The 16,872-nt window shown below is 43.3% G+C and carries 12 protein-coding genes; 9 read left to right on the top strand and 3 right to left on the bottom strand.

What is annotated here, in order from left to right; translation table 11 throughout:
• Window positions 1–114: 114 nt before the first annotated feature.
• From ON006_RS29920 to ON006_RS29910, 3 genes are read right to left on the bottom strand one after another with little or no spacing between them, the layout of a single operon-like run.
• Entirely contained in the window at window positions 115–2,226 is a 2,112-nt protein-coding gene (locus ON006_RS29920; protein WP_374760226.1) for a prolyl oligopeptidase family serine peptidase, read from the bottom strand.
• Window positions 2,227–2,241: 15 nt separating this feature from the next.
• On the bottom strand, window positions 2,242–4,128 hold the full coding sequence (locus tag ON006_RS29915) for a CocE/NonD family hydrolase (RefSeq protein WP_244822199.1): 1,887 nt from the start codon (window positions 4,126–4,128) through the stop codon (window positions 2,242–2,244).
• Window positions 4,129–4,137: 9 nt separating this feature from the next.
• A complete protein-coding gene (locus tag ON006_RS29910) occupies window positions 4,138–5,055 on the bottom strand; it encodes a PE-PGRS family protein (RefSeq protein ID WP_244822200.1) in 918 nt (305 codons plus the stop codon).
• A 92-nt stretch (window positions 5,056–5,147) separates the two neighbouring features.
• Here ON006_RS29910 and aspS point away from each other — a divergent pair, with 92 nt between their 5' ends.
• The 9 genes from aspS (at window position 5,148) to ON006_RS29865 (ending at window position 16,863) form a co-directional block, all read left to right on the top strand.
• Entirely contained in the window at window positions 5,148–6,905 is a 1,758-nt protein-coding gene (gene aspS / locus ON006_RS29905) for an aspartate--tRNA ligase (protein WP_244822201.1), read from the top strand.
• A gap of 201 nt (window positions 6,906–7,106) precedes the next feature.
• A complete protein-coding gene (locus ON006_RS29900; protein WP_244822202.1) occupies window positions 7,107–9,458 on the top strand; it encodes a polysaccharide biosynthesis/export family protein in 2,352 nt (783 codons plus the stop codon).
• A gap of 14 nt (window positions 9,459–9,472) precedes the next feature.
• Window positions 9,473–10,510: a GumC domain-containing protein gene (locus ON006_RS29895; RefSeq protein ID WP_267609930.1), complete on the top strand. Its 1,038-nt coding sequence runs from the start codon at window positions 9,473–9,475 to the stop codon at window positions 10,508–10,510.
• A gap of 101 nt (window positions 10,511–10,611) precedes the next feature.
• On the top strand, window positions 10,612–11,382 hold the full coding sequence (gene rfbF / locus ON006_RS29890; RefSeq protein ID WP_244822204.1) for a glucose-1-phosphate cytidylyltransferase: 771 nt from the start codon (window positions 10,612–10,614) through the stop codon (window positions 11,380–11,382).
• A 6-nt stretch (window positions 11,383–11,388) separates the two neighbouring features.
• Window positions 11,389–12,471 carry a CDP-glucose 4,6-dehydratase gene (rfbG, locus tag ON006_RS29885; RefSeq protein ID WP_244822205.1) on the top strand — a complete coding sequence of 361 codons (1,083 nt, stop codon included), beginning with the start codon at window positions 11,389–11,391 and terminating at the stop codon, window positions 12,469–12,471.
• Window positions 12,464–13,360, top strand: a complete 897-nt coding sequence (locus tag ON006_RS29880; RefSeq protein WP_244822206.1) for an NAD-dependent epimerase/dehydratase family protein — start codon at window positions 12,464–12,466, stop codon at window positions 13,358–13,360. The genes rfbG and ON006_RS29880 overlap by 8 nt, the downstream gene beginning before the upstream one ends.
• Window positions 13,361–13,363: 3 nt before the next feature.
• Window positions 13,364–14,686 carry a lipopolysaccharide biosynthesis protein RfbH gene (gene rfbH / locus ON006_RS29875; protein WP_244822207.1) on the top strand — a complete coding sequence of 441 codons (1,323 nt, stop codon included), beginning with the start codon at window positions 13,364–13,366 and terminating at the stop codon, window positions 14,684–14,686.
• 4 nt (window positions 14,687–14,690) lie between these two features.
• Entirely contained in the window at window positions 14,691–15,710 is a 1,020-nt protein-coding gene (locus ON006_RS29870) for a GDP-mannose 4,6-dehydratase (protein WP_244822208.1), read from the top strand.
• A 37-nt stretch (window positions 15,711–15,747) separates the two neighbouring features.
• A complete protein-coding gene (locus tag ON006_RS29865) occupies window positions 15,748–16,863 on the top strand; it encodes a glycosyltransferase (protein WP_244822209.1) in 1,116 nt (371 codons plus the stop codon).
• Window positions 16,864–16,872 lie beyond the last annotated feature (9 nt).

The raw sequence follows: 16,872 nt of genomic DNA, 5'->3' as shown, positions 1-16,872 counted from the left end.
ATTTAATGTGAGATTTGGAAGTTTGCATAAAATGGAATGGTCCGAACAAGGCCTATTATGTTCAGACCATTTTAAGACGTTTTTACCTTAGTGTGTGCAAGAAGAAATATTATCTTACCTCCAAACCAACCCCATATTCCAAAACAGAAAAGCATAAATATCCGCTTGCGTTTCCAGCGCTTTTTTTGTGTTGCTGGCTCCATGTCCGGAATTGGTGTCTATGCGGATTAGTAGCGGGTTTGTGGATGATGCGCCTGCTTTGGCCTGCAATTCAGCGGCGTATTTGAATGAATGTGCCGGTACCACGCGGTCGTCGTGGTCGGCGGTGGTGATCATAGTCGCTGGGTAGCTGCCGTTTTCCTTGATGTTGTGCAACGGTGAGTAGCCATATAGGACCTTGAATTCCTCGGCGTTGTCACTGCTGCCGTAGTCTGCGATCCAGTTCCAGCCGATGGTAAATTTATGAAAACGCAGCATATCCATCACGCCTACCGCAGGCAATGCTACTTTGAAAAGCTCTGGCCTCTGGTTCATCACGGTTCCCACTAACAAGCCTCCATTAGATCCTCCCTGAATGGCCAGATATGCCGGTGACGTGTATTTTTCTTTGATCAGAAACTCAGCTGCTGCAATAAAATCGTCAAAAACGTTTTGCTTCTTCAATTTCATTCCTTGCTCGTGCCAAGCCTCCCCATACTCGCTCCCTCCACGCAGGTTGGCTTGCACAAATATCCCTCCCTGATCGAAAAACGGGATGCGGGTAGAGCTGAATGATGGTGGCAAACTAATATTGAACCCGCCATAACCGTACAAAATAGTCGGGTTCCGGCCATTCATTTGAATGCCTTTTTTATGGGTAATGAAGGCAGGAATTTTGGTGCCGTCTTTGCTGGGATAAAAAACCTGTGTCGTAACATAATCCTCAGGCTCGAAAGAAACCTCCGGTGCCCGAAATACAGTGCTTGTTTTTTGAGCTATATCGTATTTGAAGATCGTTGGCGGATAATTGAATGAGGTATAGGTGTAAAAAACAAACGTATCCTCTTTTTCTCCCCCAAAGCCACTGGCCGAGCCTAATCCAGGAAGTTTGACTTCGTGCTCCTGTTTTCCGGCAAAATCATACACGTAAGTCCTGGTAGTGACATCTTTCAGATATGCCACAAACAACTTGCCTCCTGCCGCGCCAACTCCTTGTAAAGGTTCCGGCTTTTCTGCGATAACGGTCTTCCACACTTTAGTCCCAGATTCGAACAGCACAACTTTGCTATTAGGGGCATTTTCATTTGTTTCGATGAGAAAGTCTTCTCCAATGTTCTCAACAACACCATAACTAAAATCGGTGATCTCTTCCTTGATGGCCTTAAAATTTGCAGTTCCTTTTTTCAATGCCCAAAGACCGTTCCCATCCTTTCCTTTTCCGCGGTCACTCACACTAAGGATTGCATATTCCTCATCTTCGGTGGTACCCACGGTATGAAAACGCTGCGGATTGGCGGGATCTTCAAAAATAAGCTCATCGTCCTGCTGGCTTGTACCAATTTTGTGATAATAAACCTGGTGGTTCTCATTTTTTGCAGCTAGCGCGCTACCGTCGGGTTTCGGATACCGGCTGTAATAAAAACCATCGCCCTGCCAGGCTGCGCCCGAAATTTTGACCCACTCCACTTTATCCGGCAACATGGACAGCGAAGCCATATCCATTACATTGTATTCCTGCCAGTCGGAGCCGCCTTTGGAAAAACCAAGCACCGCGTGAGCGCCGTCCTTCGACAAACTGAATACTGTGAGCCGAGTGGTGCCGTCGGCAGATAGCTTGTTCGGATCCAGAACTACCTCTGGCGCTCCGTCTAATCCTTTTTGACGATACAAAACCGCCTGGTTCTGTAAACCGTCATTTTTATAGAAATAGAAATATGCTCCCTTTTTCGAAGGCGCGGAATATTTCGGGTAGTTAAATGCTTTTTCCAGATCAGAAAAAATCTGTTGCCGGAATGGAATTCTGTCGAGGTAGCCGAACGTAACATCATTCTGAGCTTTCACCCAGGCAGCTGTTTCATCCGAACGGTCATCTTCGAGCCAGCGATATGGATCCGCGACTTTTATTCCGTGATATTCGTCTGTATGATCAATTTTCTCGGTTAGCGGATATTTTATTTTTTGGGCAGTACCGTTTCCGGACAGTACCGCAGCACCCATCACATTCATCAGAAAAATTTTAAAATTCATAAATAATGGCCTCCGCTATTTGATAACATCTACTTCCAGGGCACTGGCAGCATTCGTTTGATGGTAGACGGTTTGCTTCGCAGTTGTAAAATCGGCGTCTTGCGCCTTGTAAATATTCTCAACGTATTTCTGAGGATTTCTGTCAAAAAGCGGGAATGCCGTGCTTTGAACCTGGATCATGACCTTGTGCCCTTTTTTGAATGTATGCAAAACATCCTGCAGACGAAATTTAATGTCCGTAATTTTTCCTGCAACCAGTGCTTCCGGTTTCTCAAAGCTATTCCGGAACCTCGCCCGCATGACCTCGCTCCTTACCATTTGCTGGTACCCTGCCAATACCGTTTTGGCATCAGGCATATAGCTATGATTTTTTTCATCTCCCGGATATACATCAATCAGTTTGACAAAAAAATCTGCGTCGGTACCGGTGCTGCTGATTTTCAATAATGCATTGATTTCACCTCCAAGCGTAATGTCCTGATCCAGGACATCTGTTTCAAATACGAGCACATCTGACCTCGTAGCAGCAAAGCGTTGGTCTTCCGACATATATTCGAAGGGCGTAAAACCGGACATTTGCTTGTAATTCGCAGTGTAAGGAACCGGTTTCATCGGATCGCTCACATATTCACTCACCGACTTGGCTTCTTTTGGAGCATTAAAATCGAGCTTTCCGTTTGAATGGAAGTATAGTTTTTTCTTTTCAACAGAGGCAGCCGGCCATTTGTCGAAAGTCTTCCACTCTTTTTTCCCGGTGTCAAACAAATATGCTTCCGGCAAACCTGTTTTGCCGTCGCCAGCTTCTTTCAAAAAGTGTTTGAAAAATTTGGCTTCTATATTGTTCTGATAAAATGTTGCAATACTATCGCCGAAATAAATGTCATTATGTAACGTGTGACCAGTTTCGCGGCTCCAACGTCCATGTCCAAAAGGCCCTACCACAATGGTATTATAAGCAGAAGGATTATTTTTCTCGATCGTTTTGTAGGTATTCAATGGGCCATACAAATCCTCAGCATCAAACCACCCTCCTACGGTCATAAATGCGTGTTTAATACCTTTCAAATGCGGTAGAATGTCTCTTTTCTTCCAGAATTCGTCCTTGTTCGGATGATTGACGGTTTCTTGCCAGAAGAAGTTTTTGGAATAATAACGGTCAAAGTCTTTCAGTGAACCCATATTCAGGTTAAATGCAAAACCATCAGGCTCAGGCTGGATCATATCGCCAGCGAACCACGAAGAGGTCGTAGGCTTTGGCGGTTTGATACCAAATACCGGGAATGTAAGGTAGTAACCTTGGGTAAATGCGCCATTATGGTGAAAATCGTCGAAAAAGAAGTCGGCGATCGGTGCTTGCGGCGACGATGCTTTCAGCGCAGGATGTTCGCAGAGCGCGCTGGCCGTCGTATAAAAGCCGGGATAAGAAATTCCCCATTGCCCTACCCTTCCATTATTGTTAGGCACATTCTTCAAAAGCCATTCGATCGTATCATACATATCTGAGGCTTCATCCACATCACTTTTGCTCTTTTTCTGATCAATATGAGGCGTCATATTTGTCCATTCGCCTTCACTCATATAGCGTCCACGAACGTCCTGATAAACGAATATGAATTTGTCACGCATTAAGGCCGGGCTTGGGCCCAGTCTGGGAGGATAGTTGTTCTCACCATACGGCGCAACGCTATAACACGTCCGTTGCATCAGAAACGGGTATTTCTTCTCGGCGGAAGCATCCTTTGGAACATACACAATGGTATGAAGCTTCACACCGTCCCTAACCTGAATGTCATACTCAGATTTTGAATAATTTTCCCGGATAAACTTTTCATCACCGGTGTTTTGCGCATTTGCGGCACAAACGAAAAGCATCAATGCGATGCTAAGTAGATTTTTCAGCATGAGTCAATATTATTTTCTTTTGTAATAATTAAGGGTCACCGACGCGGAGTTAGACCTTTCACTTAATGTATAAAAGCCACTTCCGTCAGCAGCAAAGCAAATTCCCTCCCCTTGCGGTTCAAGCGCCACGAGCAGTTGTTTGGTAGCCGCTTTCATTAATGTCTGCCCAATGGATTCTCCCTGTGCACGCTTCCAGTAATAAGCCGCGAGGTATGTGCGGAGTACTATTTCACTTCCGTCTTTGGATACACTACCCGCCGTAACAATAGTCGCAGCTGGAACGGTGCCTATTTTCTCCGCAGTAATGGTTTCGTTTAAAGATTGAGGAAAAGCCAGACGGTAAATCCCGGTATTCTGAGATTCTTTTGAAATGATAAAAATGTCTTTGGAAACCGGGTCTAACAACAATGATTCTGCGTCCCTGGGGCCGTCGGGATAGCTGAAAGTTATTTTTTCAACATTACTTTGGTTAAAAGCGCCATTGATATCACTGATTTCCGGAACACGGTAAATGGTACTGGTAGAGGCAATGGGTGAATTGTTGTTCCCTATATCTCCGATGTAAAGGTAGTTCACACCATTGGTCGGTCCCGGGCCAATGGCTACATCCTCCCAGTCACGGTTTATCGTCCCAGGCACATTGAATTCCTTAATCGATTTTCCGTCTTTACTTATAAGATAAAGAGAATTGGGTCGCCCGGAATCCTGGTTGGTCCACAATGAGCCGCTCATGCTATAACTCGGAACCAGGCCAGAGGCTTCATCAATAATACCCGGAGTAATGGCAACTTTTTCAGGAGTAGTTTCAAACTGATCGGAACTGCCTGGGTCAGGTGCGGGATCAGGATCACAGGAGCAGGTAACACAAAAAATAAGCGTAGAAAGAAGAATACCAAACTGTCCGCCCCGCCTTTTATATAATTTCATAAAAAACACTTCATGTTAGATTTGCTAAAAATACGTACTTTTGCGCCATTTATTATCAGCCACTTTCATTATATCAGTATTAAAATAGTTATATGTTACGTACACATACCTGTGGGGAGTTAAGCTTAGAACATGTAAATCAAGACGTTGTATTGTGTGGTTGGGTTCAGCGCGTTCGCGATAAAGGCGGAATGATCTGGCTCGATTTGCGCGACCGTTATGGCTTAACACAGCTCCTTTTCGAAGAAGGAAAAACGCCCGCAGCTGTATTGGAAACTGCCCGCTCGCTGGGCCGCGAATTCGTGATTTCAGCCAAAGGCGAAGTCATCGAACGCCTTTCCAAAAACGATAAAATAGCAACCGGCCATATCGAGATACGCGTTTCAGAGCTCTCCATTCTGAACCCTGCAAAACTGCCTCCTTTTCTGATTGAAGATGAGACTGACGGGGGCGACGACATTAGGATGAAGTATCGCTATCTGGACCTACGCAGAAATTCTGTTCGTAAAAACCTGCAACTCCGTCACCAGGTTGCACGTCATACCCGCGCATACCTCGATGATCTTAATTTTATTGAGGTTGAAACCCCGGTACTGATCAAGTCAACACCAGAGGGTGCCCGCGACTTTGTCGTGCCAAGCCGGATGAACCCGGGAGAATTTTATGCGCTTCCGCAATCACCGCAGACTTTTAAACAACTATTGATGGTAGCCGGTTTTGACCGTTACTATCAGATTGTGAAGTGCTTCCGCGACGAAGATTTGCGCGCTGACCGTCAGCCTGAGTTCACTCAGATTGACTGCGAAATGTCATTTGTGACCCAGGAAGACATTCTGAATACGTTTGAAGGTTTGATCAGAAATCTGTTCAGCAAAGTAAAAGGATTTGATCTCCCGGAAGTACCGCGTATGACATATGCTGACGCTATGCGCCTTTACGGTTCAGATAAACCCGATATCAGGTTTGAAATGCAGTTCACCGAGCTGAAAGGAGAAGCGGTTGACCTTACGTCAGGTAAAGGGTTTGGTCTTTTTGACGACGCCGGACTGGTAGTGGGTATATGCGCGCCAGACTGCGCGGTATACACCCGTAAGCAGATCGATGAATTAACTGACTGGATCAAACGCCCACAAATTGGTGCGAAAGGCCTGATCTACGTGAGATACAATACCGATGGATCAATCAAATCGTCCGTTGATAAGTTTTACTCAGAAGAGGATATTAAAAAATGGGTTGAAGCGTTCAATGCTAAGCCAGGTGATCTTTTATTGATCCTTTCCGGGCAGGGAGATAAAACCCGCAAGCAATTGAATGAGCTGAGATTGGAAATGGGTTCAAGGCTTGGATTGAGAAATCCGGAGGAATACAGGGCTCTTTGGGTTCTGGATTTCCCTCTGCTCGAATTTGGCGAGACTGAAAACCGCTGGTTTGCAATGCACCATCCTTTCACCAGCCCAAAACCGGAAGATATTGATCTCCTGGACACAAACCTGGGCCTTGTGAGAGCCAATGCATATGATATGGTTATTAACGGCGTTGAAGTTGGTGGAGGTTCCGTCAGAATATTCGAAAAAGATCTTCAAAAGAAGATGTTTGAAATTTTAGGATTTTCTCAGGAAGAAGCTCAGGAACAGTTCGGTTTCCTGATGAATGCATTTGAATTCGGTGCGCCACCACACGCAGGAATCGCCTTCGGATTCGATAGGTTGTGCTCGATTTTTGGAGGTGCAGATTCGATCCGTGACTTCATTGCCTTCCCTAAAAATAATTCAGGAAGGGACGTAATGATCGATTCGCCATCAGTAATAGCAGACAGCCAGCTGAAAGAGCTAGCAATAAAAGTGGAATAATTAAATTTTTTATCAATATAATATCTTCCGGAAGAATAATTTAATTAAAATAAGATTTCGTAGTTTTGACGAACTTAAATTTTATAATTTAACTTGATGGTGCCTTTTATCGTGAGGGCACCATTGACTGTAATAATACACTGCATGCATTATAATTCCTGTTCGAAAAAGTACAGTAAAAGTATTTTCCTTATACTGTTAATGATTGTTAGTTTTCCAGTCCTTGCACAAAACCCGGCCCCCCAAACGGCTCCAACACAGCCAGCTTCACAACCTCAGGTCCCTGCATCCCAGATCTCAAACCAGCAGGCGGTAGAATTTTACAATCAAGCCAAAGGTGCAGGGATGTCCGATATGGACATTGAAAGGGCCGCTCTTCAGAAAGGCTATACGCTTGACGATATTTCTTCGATACGCCGACGCCTGCAGCAACAAACCTTAAAGGATAATACACAAAAAGACCCCAATCGGGACAAGGTTGATGATACCCGTGAACAGGAAGATCGGGATGAATTGGACGAAGAAACAAACAACGAGAGAGATTCCACGGCATTAATCAGATCACGTCAGGGAAGGCTTAACAGAACCTTCGGATCTTCATTTTTTGGAAGGTCAACGGTCACTTTTGAGCCGAACCTAAGAATTCCCACTCCAAAAAACTACGTATTAGGACCCGATGATGAGCTGGTTGTAGATATTTACGGTAATGCAGTAGACAATTTTCGTATGAAGATCAGTCCGGAAGGAACCGTTAAAATGCTAAACCTTGCACCAGTATATGTCAATGGTCTTACCATTGAGCAAGCAAGCGAACGTATTATTAACAGGCTACGCCAAGCATACTCTACGCTCAACAGGCCGGGATCAGGAACGTATTCCAGCATCACACTTGGCAATGTAAGAAGCATCCGGGTTATGGTCATCGGAGAAGCAATTAACCCCGGTAGCTATACAGTATCATCACTTTCTACTGCCTTTAATGCGCTTTATGTATCGGGCGGTCCTGGTCGCAATGGCTCTTACCGGAATATTGAAGTAGTTAGAAACAACAAGATCATACGTAAAATTGACCTTTACCGCTTCCTGATTGATGGTGATTTGAATGACAACATTTCATTACAGGATCAGGACATCATTTTAATACGGCCATACGATACCAGAATTGAAATTGATGGCGAATTAAAAAAAACAGGTGTGTTTGAAGCTAAGCCCGGCGAAACGTTAAAAGATATTTTGAAGTACACCGGTGGTTTTACCCCTGATGCTTTTACACAACTTATTCAATATCAGCGAAACACAGGCAATAACTTTGTAATAGGCAGTATTGATTCAAGTCAGGTCAATTCCTTTGTTCCGAAAAATGGGGATATATATACCGTTAAGAAAATACTTGATATTGTGGCAAATCAGGTAGAAGTACGAGGTGCTGTGACCAGACCGGGACTATACCCGCTTGACGAGCGTACCAAAACCGTAAAGGAACTAATCAACATTGCACAGGGAATTGGCCAGAGAGCTTTTTTGAACAGAGCATTACTGGAAAGGTCCAGCGGGGACACCCAGACAGGTCTGGTTGCAATTGACCTGAGAAAACTCCTGAATAACGAGATCCCCGACATCACATTGCTACCTGGCGACATTCTGACCATCAAATCGGTTGAAGATCTGAAAGAATTCACCTATTTGTCAATCGATGGCTCTGTAATCAATCCGGGCTCTTACTATTACTATAAAGATATTACGATTGCCGACCTTATCTTTCAAGCCGGTGGCTATACAGAAGGTGGTGTACCCTATCGCATTGAAGTCTCACGTCGTGTAAAAAATGATACAACCGGATTACCCGATAGTCAAAACGTCCGTATTTTTACGCTTAATGTTAGTGATAATCTGATATTGAATGAGGACGATCAGAAGTTCAAACTTTCTCCCTATGACATTGTTCTCGTGCGGAAGTCGCCGCGATATGAAGTGCAGAAGACGGTTACCATCGCAGGAGAAGTTATCTATCCGGGAACTTATACGATTGTTAATAACTTCGAACGAATCTCAGACCTATTCCCCAAGGTAGGCGGATTGAAAAAGGAAGCCTACATAGAAGGGGCGCGATTTTACCGAAACAGAGAATTGGTTGCACTTGATTTGAAAGCCATCGTCAATAAACCGAATATACCTGCAAATTTGCTTCTTGCAGATGGTGATACACTTTACGTTCCAAAAAAATCGGAAATGATCAGGATTCAAGGTGGTGTATATAACCCATCTGTGATGAATTTTGACAAGAACTTTGAATTCAGAGAATACATATCTCAGGCTGGTGGATTCACGGAAAGAGCTCGAAAGAGCCGGACATTTGTATCCTATCCAAACGGCAGAACTCATAGGACGACCCGTTTTCTCTTTTTCCGCTCTTACCCGAATGTCGAACCTGGATCAGTCATCACCGTTCCGATGAAAGAACCTCGAAATGAGCAACCGATGTCGCGGGGTGAAAGAATCGCCTTAATATCCTTACTCTCAACTTTAGCGATCACGCTAATACGTATCCTATAAGTATGCCTGATCAAATGAATATAAGAAAACAAGATGCTCTTGAAATCAGCATAGGGGACTTAATTAATTTTATTAAAAAGTATATTATTTTCTTAATGCTGACTGGTCTCAGTTTTGCGATCATTGGTATTTTATATAGCTTTTCGCTTACCAGACTATTTACAGCCCAAACTGTCTTATTACCGGAATACAATATGTCAAGCGGCAATTCATTTTTTAGTATGGCTGTCGGCGCCGAAAAGGGAGGGGCCGAAAAATTAGTTCCCGACCTGTATCCTAATATCCTTAAAAGTACACCTTTTGGCCAGTATTTACTTAAGCAACCTGTTACAGATGAATCTGGCAAAAGATACCCTCATCTTGAAGAATATCTTGGCAGATCCAAGCAGGTAAGCTTACTTTCCCGTGTCTTATCCGTATTTAAAACGGATTCACCTCAATCTGCCAAGGGTCCTACTCTGCTTCCTTCTCCAAACATTCTAATGATAAGCAGGGAAGAGCAAGGAAAAATATCCAGCGTAATCGGACTCATTAACATAACGGTGGATGACAAAAATGGAATTATTACATTAGAATGTGAAATGTCCGATCCGGTGGTTGCCGCCATTCTGGTGGAGGCGAGTAAGAAGTATTTGATCGATTATGTTGAAGAATACCGTACTTCCAAAACTACGGACCAAGTTACTTTTCTCCAGGAAAGAGTTCGTGAGTCGAAAAGTAGACAACAGATAGCAGAGTACGCGCTTCAAAGTTACCGCGATAGAAATCGTAGCTCGTTTCTTAATGTTGCACGTATTGAAGAACAGCGCCTACAAGCTGATTATACATTGGCCCAGTCCGTTTATTCTGATCTGGTCGTTAAACTGGAGCAGGCAAAAATTAAGGTAAAAGAAGAAAAACCAGTTTTCAAAACGTTAGAACCCGTGCAGGTTCCGACTAGCAAGAGTAGCCCAAAGCGACCTCTTACTGCCATTACTTTCGCCGTTGTCGGGACCTTTATGGCGTTACTTTACATTGTCTTCTTTAAAGAAAAGTACCATTTGAAGTTATAATAAACCTTTTGTGCCTAACTTTCGCCCGGAAGGGTACTTTGATTTCATCTTCTGGCAAACGACAAGTATAAAACAAAAGTCACACTATTAAATTATATAAAATGAAAGTTGTCTTACTCGCTGGAGGCCTGGGTACACGCCTGTCTGAGGAAACGGTATTACGCCCTAAACCAATGGTTGAAATTGGTGGAAGCCCCATTCTATGGCATATCATGAAAATATATGCATCTCATGGCTTCAATGAATTTGTTATTTGCCTCGGCTATAAAGGCTACGTAATCAAAGAATACTTTGCCAATTATTTCCTTCATCAGTCGGACGTAACGTTTGACATGAAGGAAAACAAAATGGAAATTCATAACTCGCAGGCTGAGCCCTGGAAAGTCACTTTGGTCGATACCGGTTTTGATACCATGACCGGTGGTAGAGTAAAAAGGGTCCAGAAATACCTTAACAACGAACCTTTCCTTCTTACGTATGGCGATGGTGTTGGTAGCATTAACATTAGGGAAGTCGTAGATTTCCATCGTCAGAACAACAAATTTCTCACCGTAACTGCTGTACAGCCATCGGGCCGCTTCGGTGCCCTCAATATTTCTGATAATAATAGTGTATTATCGTTTATGGAAAAACCAAAAGGAGACGGTGCCTGGATAAACGGGGGGTTTTTCGTGTGCCAACCGCAGATTTTGGATTACATTTCAGATGATAGCACTATTTTTGAGAAAGAGCCTCTGGAAAATATTGCTGCAGACGGGCAAATGATTGCCTATAAACACAGTGGTTTTTGGAAACCCATGGATACGCTACGGGACAAACAAGAACTTGAAAATTTGTGGGATTCTGGGGAGGCTCCCTGGAAAAACTGGTAAATCCTGATGATGAATTATCAACACTTAACACAATACTATAAAGGTAAGCGGATTTTTCTGACAGGGCACACCGGATTTAAAGGGTCGTGGCTGCTTTATTGGCTTCACCTGCTGGGTGCCGAGGTAAAAGGTTACTCTTTAGCTCCTGAAAATGAATTTGACCTTTTTCATTCTATTCAAGGTAGTCGGCTCTGCGACTCCGTCATTGCCGATATCCGCGACAGAGATCGACTAATCAGAGAAATACAGGCATTCTCCCCTGATTTCATATTTCATCTAGCCGCTCAACCCCTGGTTCGCCTTTCCTACGAAATTCCTTCTGAAACATTTGCCATAAATGCAATCGGGACGGCTCATGTACTCGATGCCGCACGTTTGCTGAAAAAACCCTGCAATGTCATTCTGATCACTACTGATAAAGTTTATGAAAATAAGGAGTGGCACTATCCGTATCGTGAAAACGATCGCCTTGGTGGTTACGATCCTTATAGTGCCAGTAAAGCATGTGCAGAACTGGTTATTGGCTCTTACCGAAATTCCTTTTTCAACCCCGCCGAATATGTAAAACATAAAAAGGCCGTTGCGAGCGCTCGTGCTGGTAATGTGATCGGTGGAGGGGATTGGGCGAAAGACAGGATCGTTCCGGACATTGTACGTGCTTTAAGTGCAGGAAAAGCCGTTTCTGTGCGTAATCCTAGTGCGATTCGACCTTGGCAGCATGTACTGGAACCTCTTGGAGGGTATTTGCATCTCGGTAGTAAAATGGTTGATGATCCTGAATTATTCTCAGACAGCTGGAATTTTGGCCCCCAACCCGAAGACAATCTGACTGTCGAGGATCTCGTAGCCATTGCCTTGAAAACCTGGGGCTCGGGAAATTATTATAAGCCTGAGTCGACTGAAGAACCTCACGAAGCTGGTCTGTTAAAGCTCGATATCAACAAGACTGTTAATGTGCTAAACTGGCGACCGAAATACAACGCGCAAATTTCCATTGCAAAAACTTTGGAATGGTATAAAAAGAACCAACTCAGTGTTTCCGGAAAAGAACTCGTCGAACAGCAAATAACGACCTTTATCAATGAATAAAACGAAGGTCGTTGTATTGGGTGCCAGTGGCTTTGTAGGCCAAAGTTTTGTCCGCAGTTTCAGTTTAGATCCGTCTATCGACTTATCTATAACTTCGCGGAATTTAAGTACAGGAGCACTTTTTTTTGATATCCTGCAACCTGAAACCTGGTCGGCATTATTGGAAATTAAACCAGATATTGTAATTGATGCCAGTGGTTACGGGATCGTAAAGAACCAGACAGATCTGCACATGCTATATCGGGTTAATTACCTTGACAAGCGAGACCTGATCGACTATCTTTTCAAATACCTGCCCGAATTGTTCTGGGTACAAATCGGCACCGCTTTTGAATACAGCCTTGAAAACGAAGCATTAGACGAAGATAGTCCGTGTTTCCCCAGGACGCACTATGGGATATCAAAGTTACTCTTCTCGAATTATCTTCAAATGGTTGTAAAACGGCAGTTTACTATTTTGAGACCTTTTGGTATGTTTGGAGCGGGAGAAGACATTTCTAAACTCTTTCCTTTGTTAATTGAAGCTCAGAAAAGCAGAAAGGAGATCGAACTGTCAGATGGCCTGCAGAAGAGAGATTACTTTTATGTGAATGATCTGGCCGATTTTGTTCTTGATCTGGTCAGACACAAAACAATATTCAAGTTAGAAAAAGAAATAATCAATGTAGGGACCGGAGAGGCCCGATCCATTCGCGAACTGAGCCAAATTATATCTGAAAAAATTGAGGGATTCGATCATGCTCTATGGAACTGGGGAGCGATTCCGCAACGGCAGGGCGAAAATCAAATTTTTTACAATGCCTCCGTCAAAGCAAAGAGACTTGGATTTATTAGTACCAACTTAGATGAGGCTTTTCAAAACACTGTTAATTACTATCACAACCTGTAAAAAATGGAGCAACTCCTGGATAAACTTACCAATATAGACAGCGAAGTATTACAACTCTTACTTCCAGTTTTACAGAAAAAAATCGTACGGGAAATTGTTCCAGGGGAAAATTACATTCCGGTTACCGGGAAAGTAATTGACGAACAGGATCTCTTGTATGGTATTGACTCCGTCATGGACGGTTGGCTGACTACCGGCAGGTTTGGGAAAAAATTCGAATTTCAGTTTGCCAAATATTTTGGTTCTAAGTTTTCCGTTTTGGTCAACTCCGGATCGTCGGCGAATCTCTGTGCATTTTATGCATTGACTTCGCCAAAGCTTGGCGAAAGGCAGGTAAAACCAGGAGATGAAGTAATCACGGTTGCTGCCGGATTTCCAACGACCGTGAACCCATTGATACAGTACGGGGCAATTCCGGTGTTCATTGATGTTGATATTCCGACGTATAATATCAAAGCAGAGCTCATTGAGCAGGCTATTACTTCCAAAACCAAGGCCATTATGGTGGCCCACTCGTTGGGCAATCCCTTTAATCTGGACATCGTAATGGAGGTTGCAAAAAAATACAACCTGTGGGTGATCGAGGATGATTGTGATTCGCTTGGTGCTACATACAGAGGTCGTAAGACCGGAACATTTGGCGATCTGGCGACCGTATCATTTTATCCGGCTCATCATATCACGATGGGCGAAGGTGGGGCTATTTTGATAAACAATCCAAAACTCAAAATGGTCGTCGAAAGTTTCCGGGATTGGGGACGGGATTGCTACTGCGAAACCGGAAAGGACAATACTTGCCGTAAACGATTTGAATGGCAATTGGGTGATCTACCATTTGGCTACGACCACAAATACACGTATTCGCACATTGGGTTCAACCTGAAAGTAACTGATATGCAGGCCGCCATTGGACTAAGCCAATTGCAGAAAGCGGATCAGTTTGTTGCTAAGAGAAGAGAAAACCACGCGCTTTTGTACAAAGCACTGGTTCCATTCCAGGAACACTTTATCCTGCACGAAGCAACACCACACAGCGAACCAAGCTGGTTCGGTTTTATGGTTACTATCAGAGAAGGCAGTCCGATAAATCGTAGTGATCTGACTCAGTATCTGGAAGAAAACCTGATAGGTACGCGATTACTGTTTGCTGGCAATCTCCTTCGTCAACCAGCGTACAAGGGGATTGAACATCGTGTAGTCGGCGATCTTACCAACACGGACATCATTATGAACGACTCGTTTTGGCTGGGCGTATGGCCGGGGTTGAACCAAATCCATTACGAATATATCGCGGAGACCATTAATAAATATATACAAAGTTTATAAACACATGCGCTATTTTATAACTGGCGGTTGCGGCTTTTTGGGTTCCAATCTCGCTGCAGAAGTCCTCAAAAAAGGTGACGAACTATTTGTATTTGATAATTTATTCCGATCTGGTTCAGAGCAAAATCTGGCGTGGCTTCGTCGGCAAGGGAATTTCAAGTTCTACAATTCGGATATCCGATCTTACAACGATGTAGAATATGCGATTAGGGATGCTCAGCCTGATGTTATATTTCATTTGGCTGGCCAGGTAGCCATGACCACTTCTCTAGTTAATCCACGATTGGATTTTGAGATCAATGTACTTGGAGGTAACAACCTGCTTGAGTGCGTTCGTAAATACGTACCCGAAGCTATTGTTACATATTCTTCCACAAACAAAGTTTATGGAGATTTCGACAATTTGGAATTCGTTGAGACCATGACCCGGTACAAGGCCGAGGGCTACGAAAATGGGTTTGACGAAACTTTGGCTCTCAATTTTCAGTCTCCGTACGGGTGTTCTAAAGGTGCTACTGATCAATATATGCTGGATTATGCCAAAATGTTTGGGTTGCGTACTGTTGTTTTCAGGCACTCATCTATTTTCGGTGGAAGGCAATTCTCAACGTTTGACCAGGGCTGGATCGGGTGGTTTGTAAAACAGGCAATCGACATTAAGACCGGAGCACTAAAAGACAATTTCACGATTTCCGGAAACGGTAAACAGGTTCGGGACATTTTGTTTGCCGACGATCTGATCAGCTGTTATTTCTCCGCTATCGAGAATATAGAGCAAACAAAGGGGCAGGTGTTTAACATTGGTGGCGGCATGAATAACAGTCTTTCTCTCTTAGAGTTATTCAGTGTTCTCGAAAATAAGCTTGACATCAAAATGTCTTATACCCAGCTACCCTGGCGTCAAAGCGATCAAAAGGTGTTCGTTGCTGACATTACCAAAGCAGCTTCGGTGTATAACTGGCATCCTAAGCTGGATAAGGAAACAGGTATTAACCGAATGATTGAATGGGTTTCTGGCAATTAATGTCGTTCTCCTTTGAACATATAACGTTTTATAGTCGATGAAAAAAAATGTTGTAGTCTATGGGTTAGCAATAGGCAGTTACAGAACCCAAAATCTCATAAAGGCACTTTTGGAAACTAAGGAGATAAATACCTTTTTCTTTAACTACGAGCAATTCTGGCGGAAAACATCTCCGTTTTTTACTGCATATTTGTTTTTTACTGAATTTATGGTCGTGTTGAAGTCACATATTGTGATATTCCCTGCGATGCGACACCAATTTACTTTCAGGTACAAACTGGCAAAATTGCTTGGAAAACAAATCATTACTGACTTTTACGTATCTTTTTACGATTCACAGGTAATTGATGCAAAAACTATTGATAGCAATAGTAAGGAGGCTCAAAAACATTTCGAACGGGATCTTAAGGCAATACTTTTATCCGACTGTGTAATATTCCTTAATGAAGCCGAAGCAGCTTATTACACCTCACTTGTAAAAGTAAATTTGTCCGACATTCATTATAAGATCGTTCCACTCTGCGTCGATAACAGAGAATTGGCTTACAATAAATATGCTCAGAGTGCCAAGGCAAAGTTTACTATTTGCTGGTGGGGAACTTACATTACACTCCATGGTTTAGATAAAATTCTGGACGCTGCTAAAATACTTTTTGACGAGGGGGTTGATTTTGAATTGTACCTATTCGGTGAGAGTGAAGAAAAGGCGATACCATATAAAAACAAAATTAGAGACCTTGGTATTGAGAAAGTTGTTACCATCAATAATAGTAAATCCTTTAATAATGGTAAGCTTGAACCATTTTTGATTCAGAATTGCGACCTGGCTTTGGGCGTTTTTGGCGACAGTTCCAAGGCCAGAACTGTTTTTACAAACAAGATAGCAGACGCTTTTGCAATGGGACTTCCTGTTTTAAGTAGTCATTCCACAGCGATGGAAGATCTATTGTCAAAGGATCAATCTGAAATAATTATCTGTGGCAACCAGCCAAAAGACATTGCGGAGGCCATTATCGCATTGGAGGGTGACAGAGCTAAACTTCTCGCAATCGGGAAAAGTGCGCGGAGGAGATTTGATACAACTTTTTCTTATAAAGTGTTTAAGAACAAGATATCTTCAATCCTGACTTCACCGCTTTGGCAGAGCCCATGACAATACCTG

The sequence above is a fragment of the Dyadobacter pollutisoli genome, assembly GCF_026625565.1.
Lineage (GTDB): Bacteria > Bacteroidota > Bacteroidia > Cytophagales > Spirosomataceae > Dyadobacter > Dyadobacter pollutisoli.
This window is presented reverse-complemented; position numbering and strand designations above follow the sequence as displayed.

Bases quoted from the DNA above. Each gene is read 5' to 3' on its own strand.
- ON006_RS29910 (WP_244822200.1), bottom strand. From the start codon at position 5,055: ATGAAATTATATAAAAGGCGGGGCGGACAGTTTGGTATTCTTCTTTCT.
- ON006_RS29880 (WP_244822206.1), top strand. From the start codon at position 12,464: ATGAATAAAACGAAGGTCGTTGTATTGGGTGCCAGTGGCTTTGTAGGC.
- ON006_RS29895 (WP_267609930.1), top strand. From the start codon at position 9,473: ATGAATATAAGAAAACAAGATGCTCTTGAAATCAGCATAGGGGACTTA.
- aspS (WP_244822201.1), top strand. From the start codon at position 5,148: ATGTTACGTACACATACCTGTGGGGAGTTAAGCTTAGAACATGTAAAT.
- ON006_RS29920 (WP_374760226.1), bottom strand. From the start codon at position 2,226: ATGAATTTTAAAATTTTTCTGATGAATGTGATGGGTGCTGCGGTACTG.
- rfbG (WP_244822205.1), top strand. From the start codon at position 11,389: ATGATGAATTATCAACACTTAACACAATACTATAAAGGTAAGCGGATT.
- ON006_RS29865 (WP_244822209.1), top strand. From the start codon at position 15,748: ATGAAAAAAAATGTTGTAGTCTATGGGTTAGCAATAGGCAGTTACAGA.
- rfbF (WP_244822204.1), top strand. From the start codon at position 10,612: ATGAAAGTTGTCTTACTCGCTGGAGGCCTGGGTACACGCCTGTCTGAG.
- rfbH (WP_244822207.1), top strand. From the start codon at position 13,364: ATGGAGCAACTCCTGGATAAACTTACCAATATAGACAGCGAAGTATTA.
- ON006_RS29915 (WP_244822199.1), bottom strand. From the start codon at position 4,128: ATGCTGAAAAATCTACTTAGCATCGCATTGATGCTTTTCGTTTGTGCC.
- ON006_RS29870 (WP_244822208.1), top strand. From the start codon at position 14,691: ATGCGCTATTTTATAACTGGCGGTTGCGGCTTTTTGGGTTCCAATCTC.
- ON006_RS29900 (WP_244822202.1), top strand. From the start codon at position 7,107: ATGATTGTTAGTTTTCCAGTCCTTGCACAAAACCCGGCCCCCCAAACG.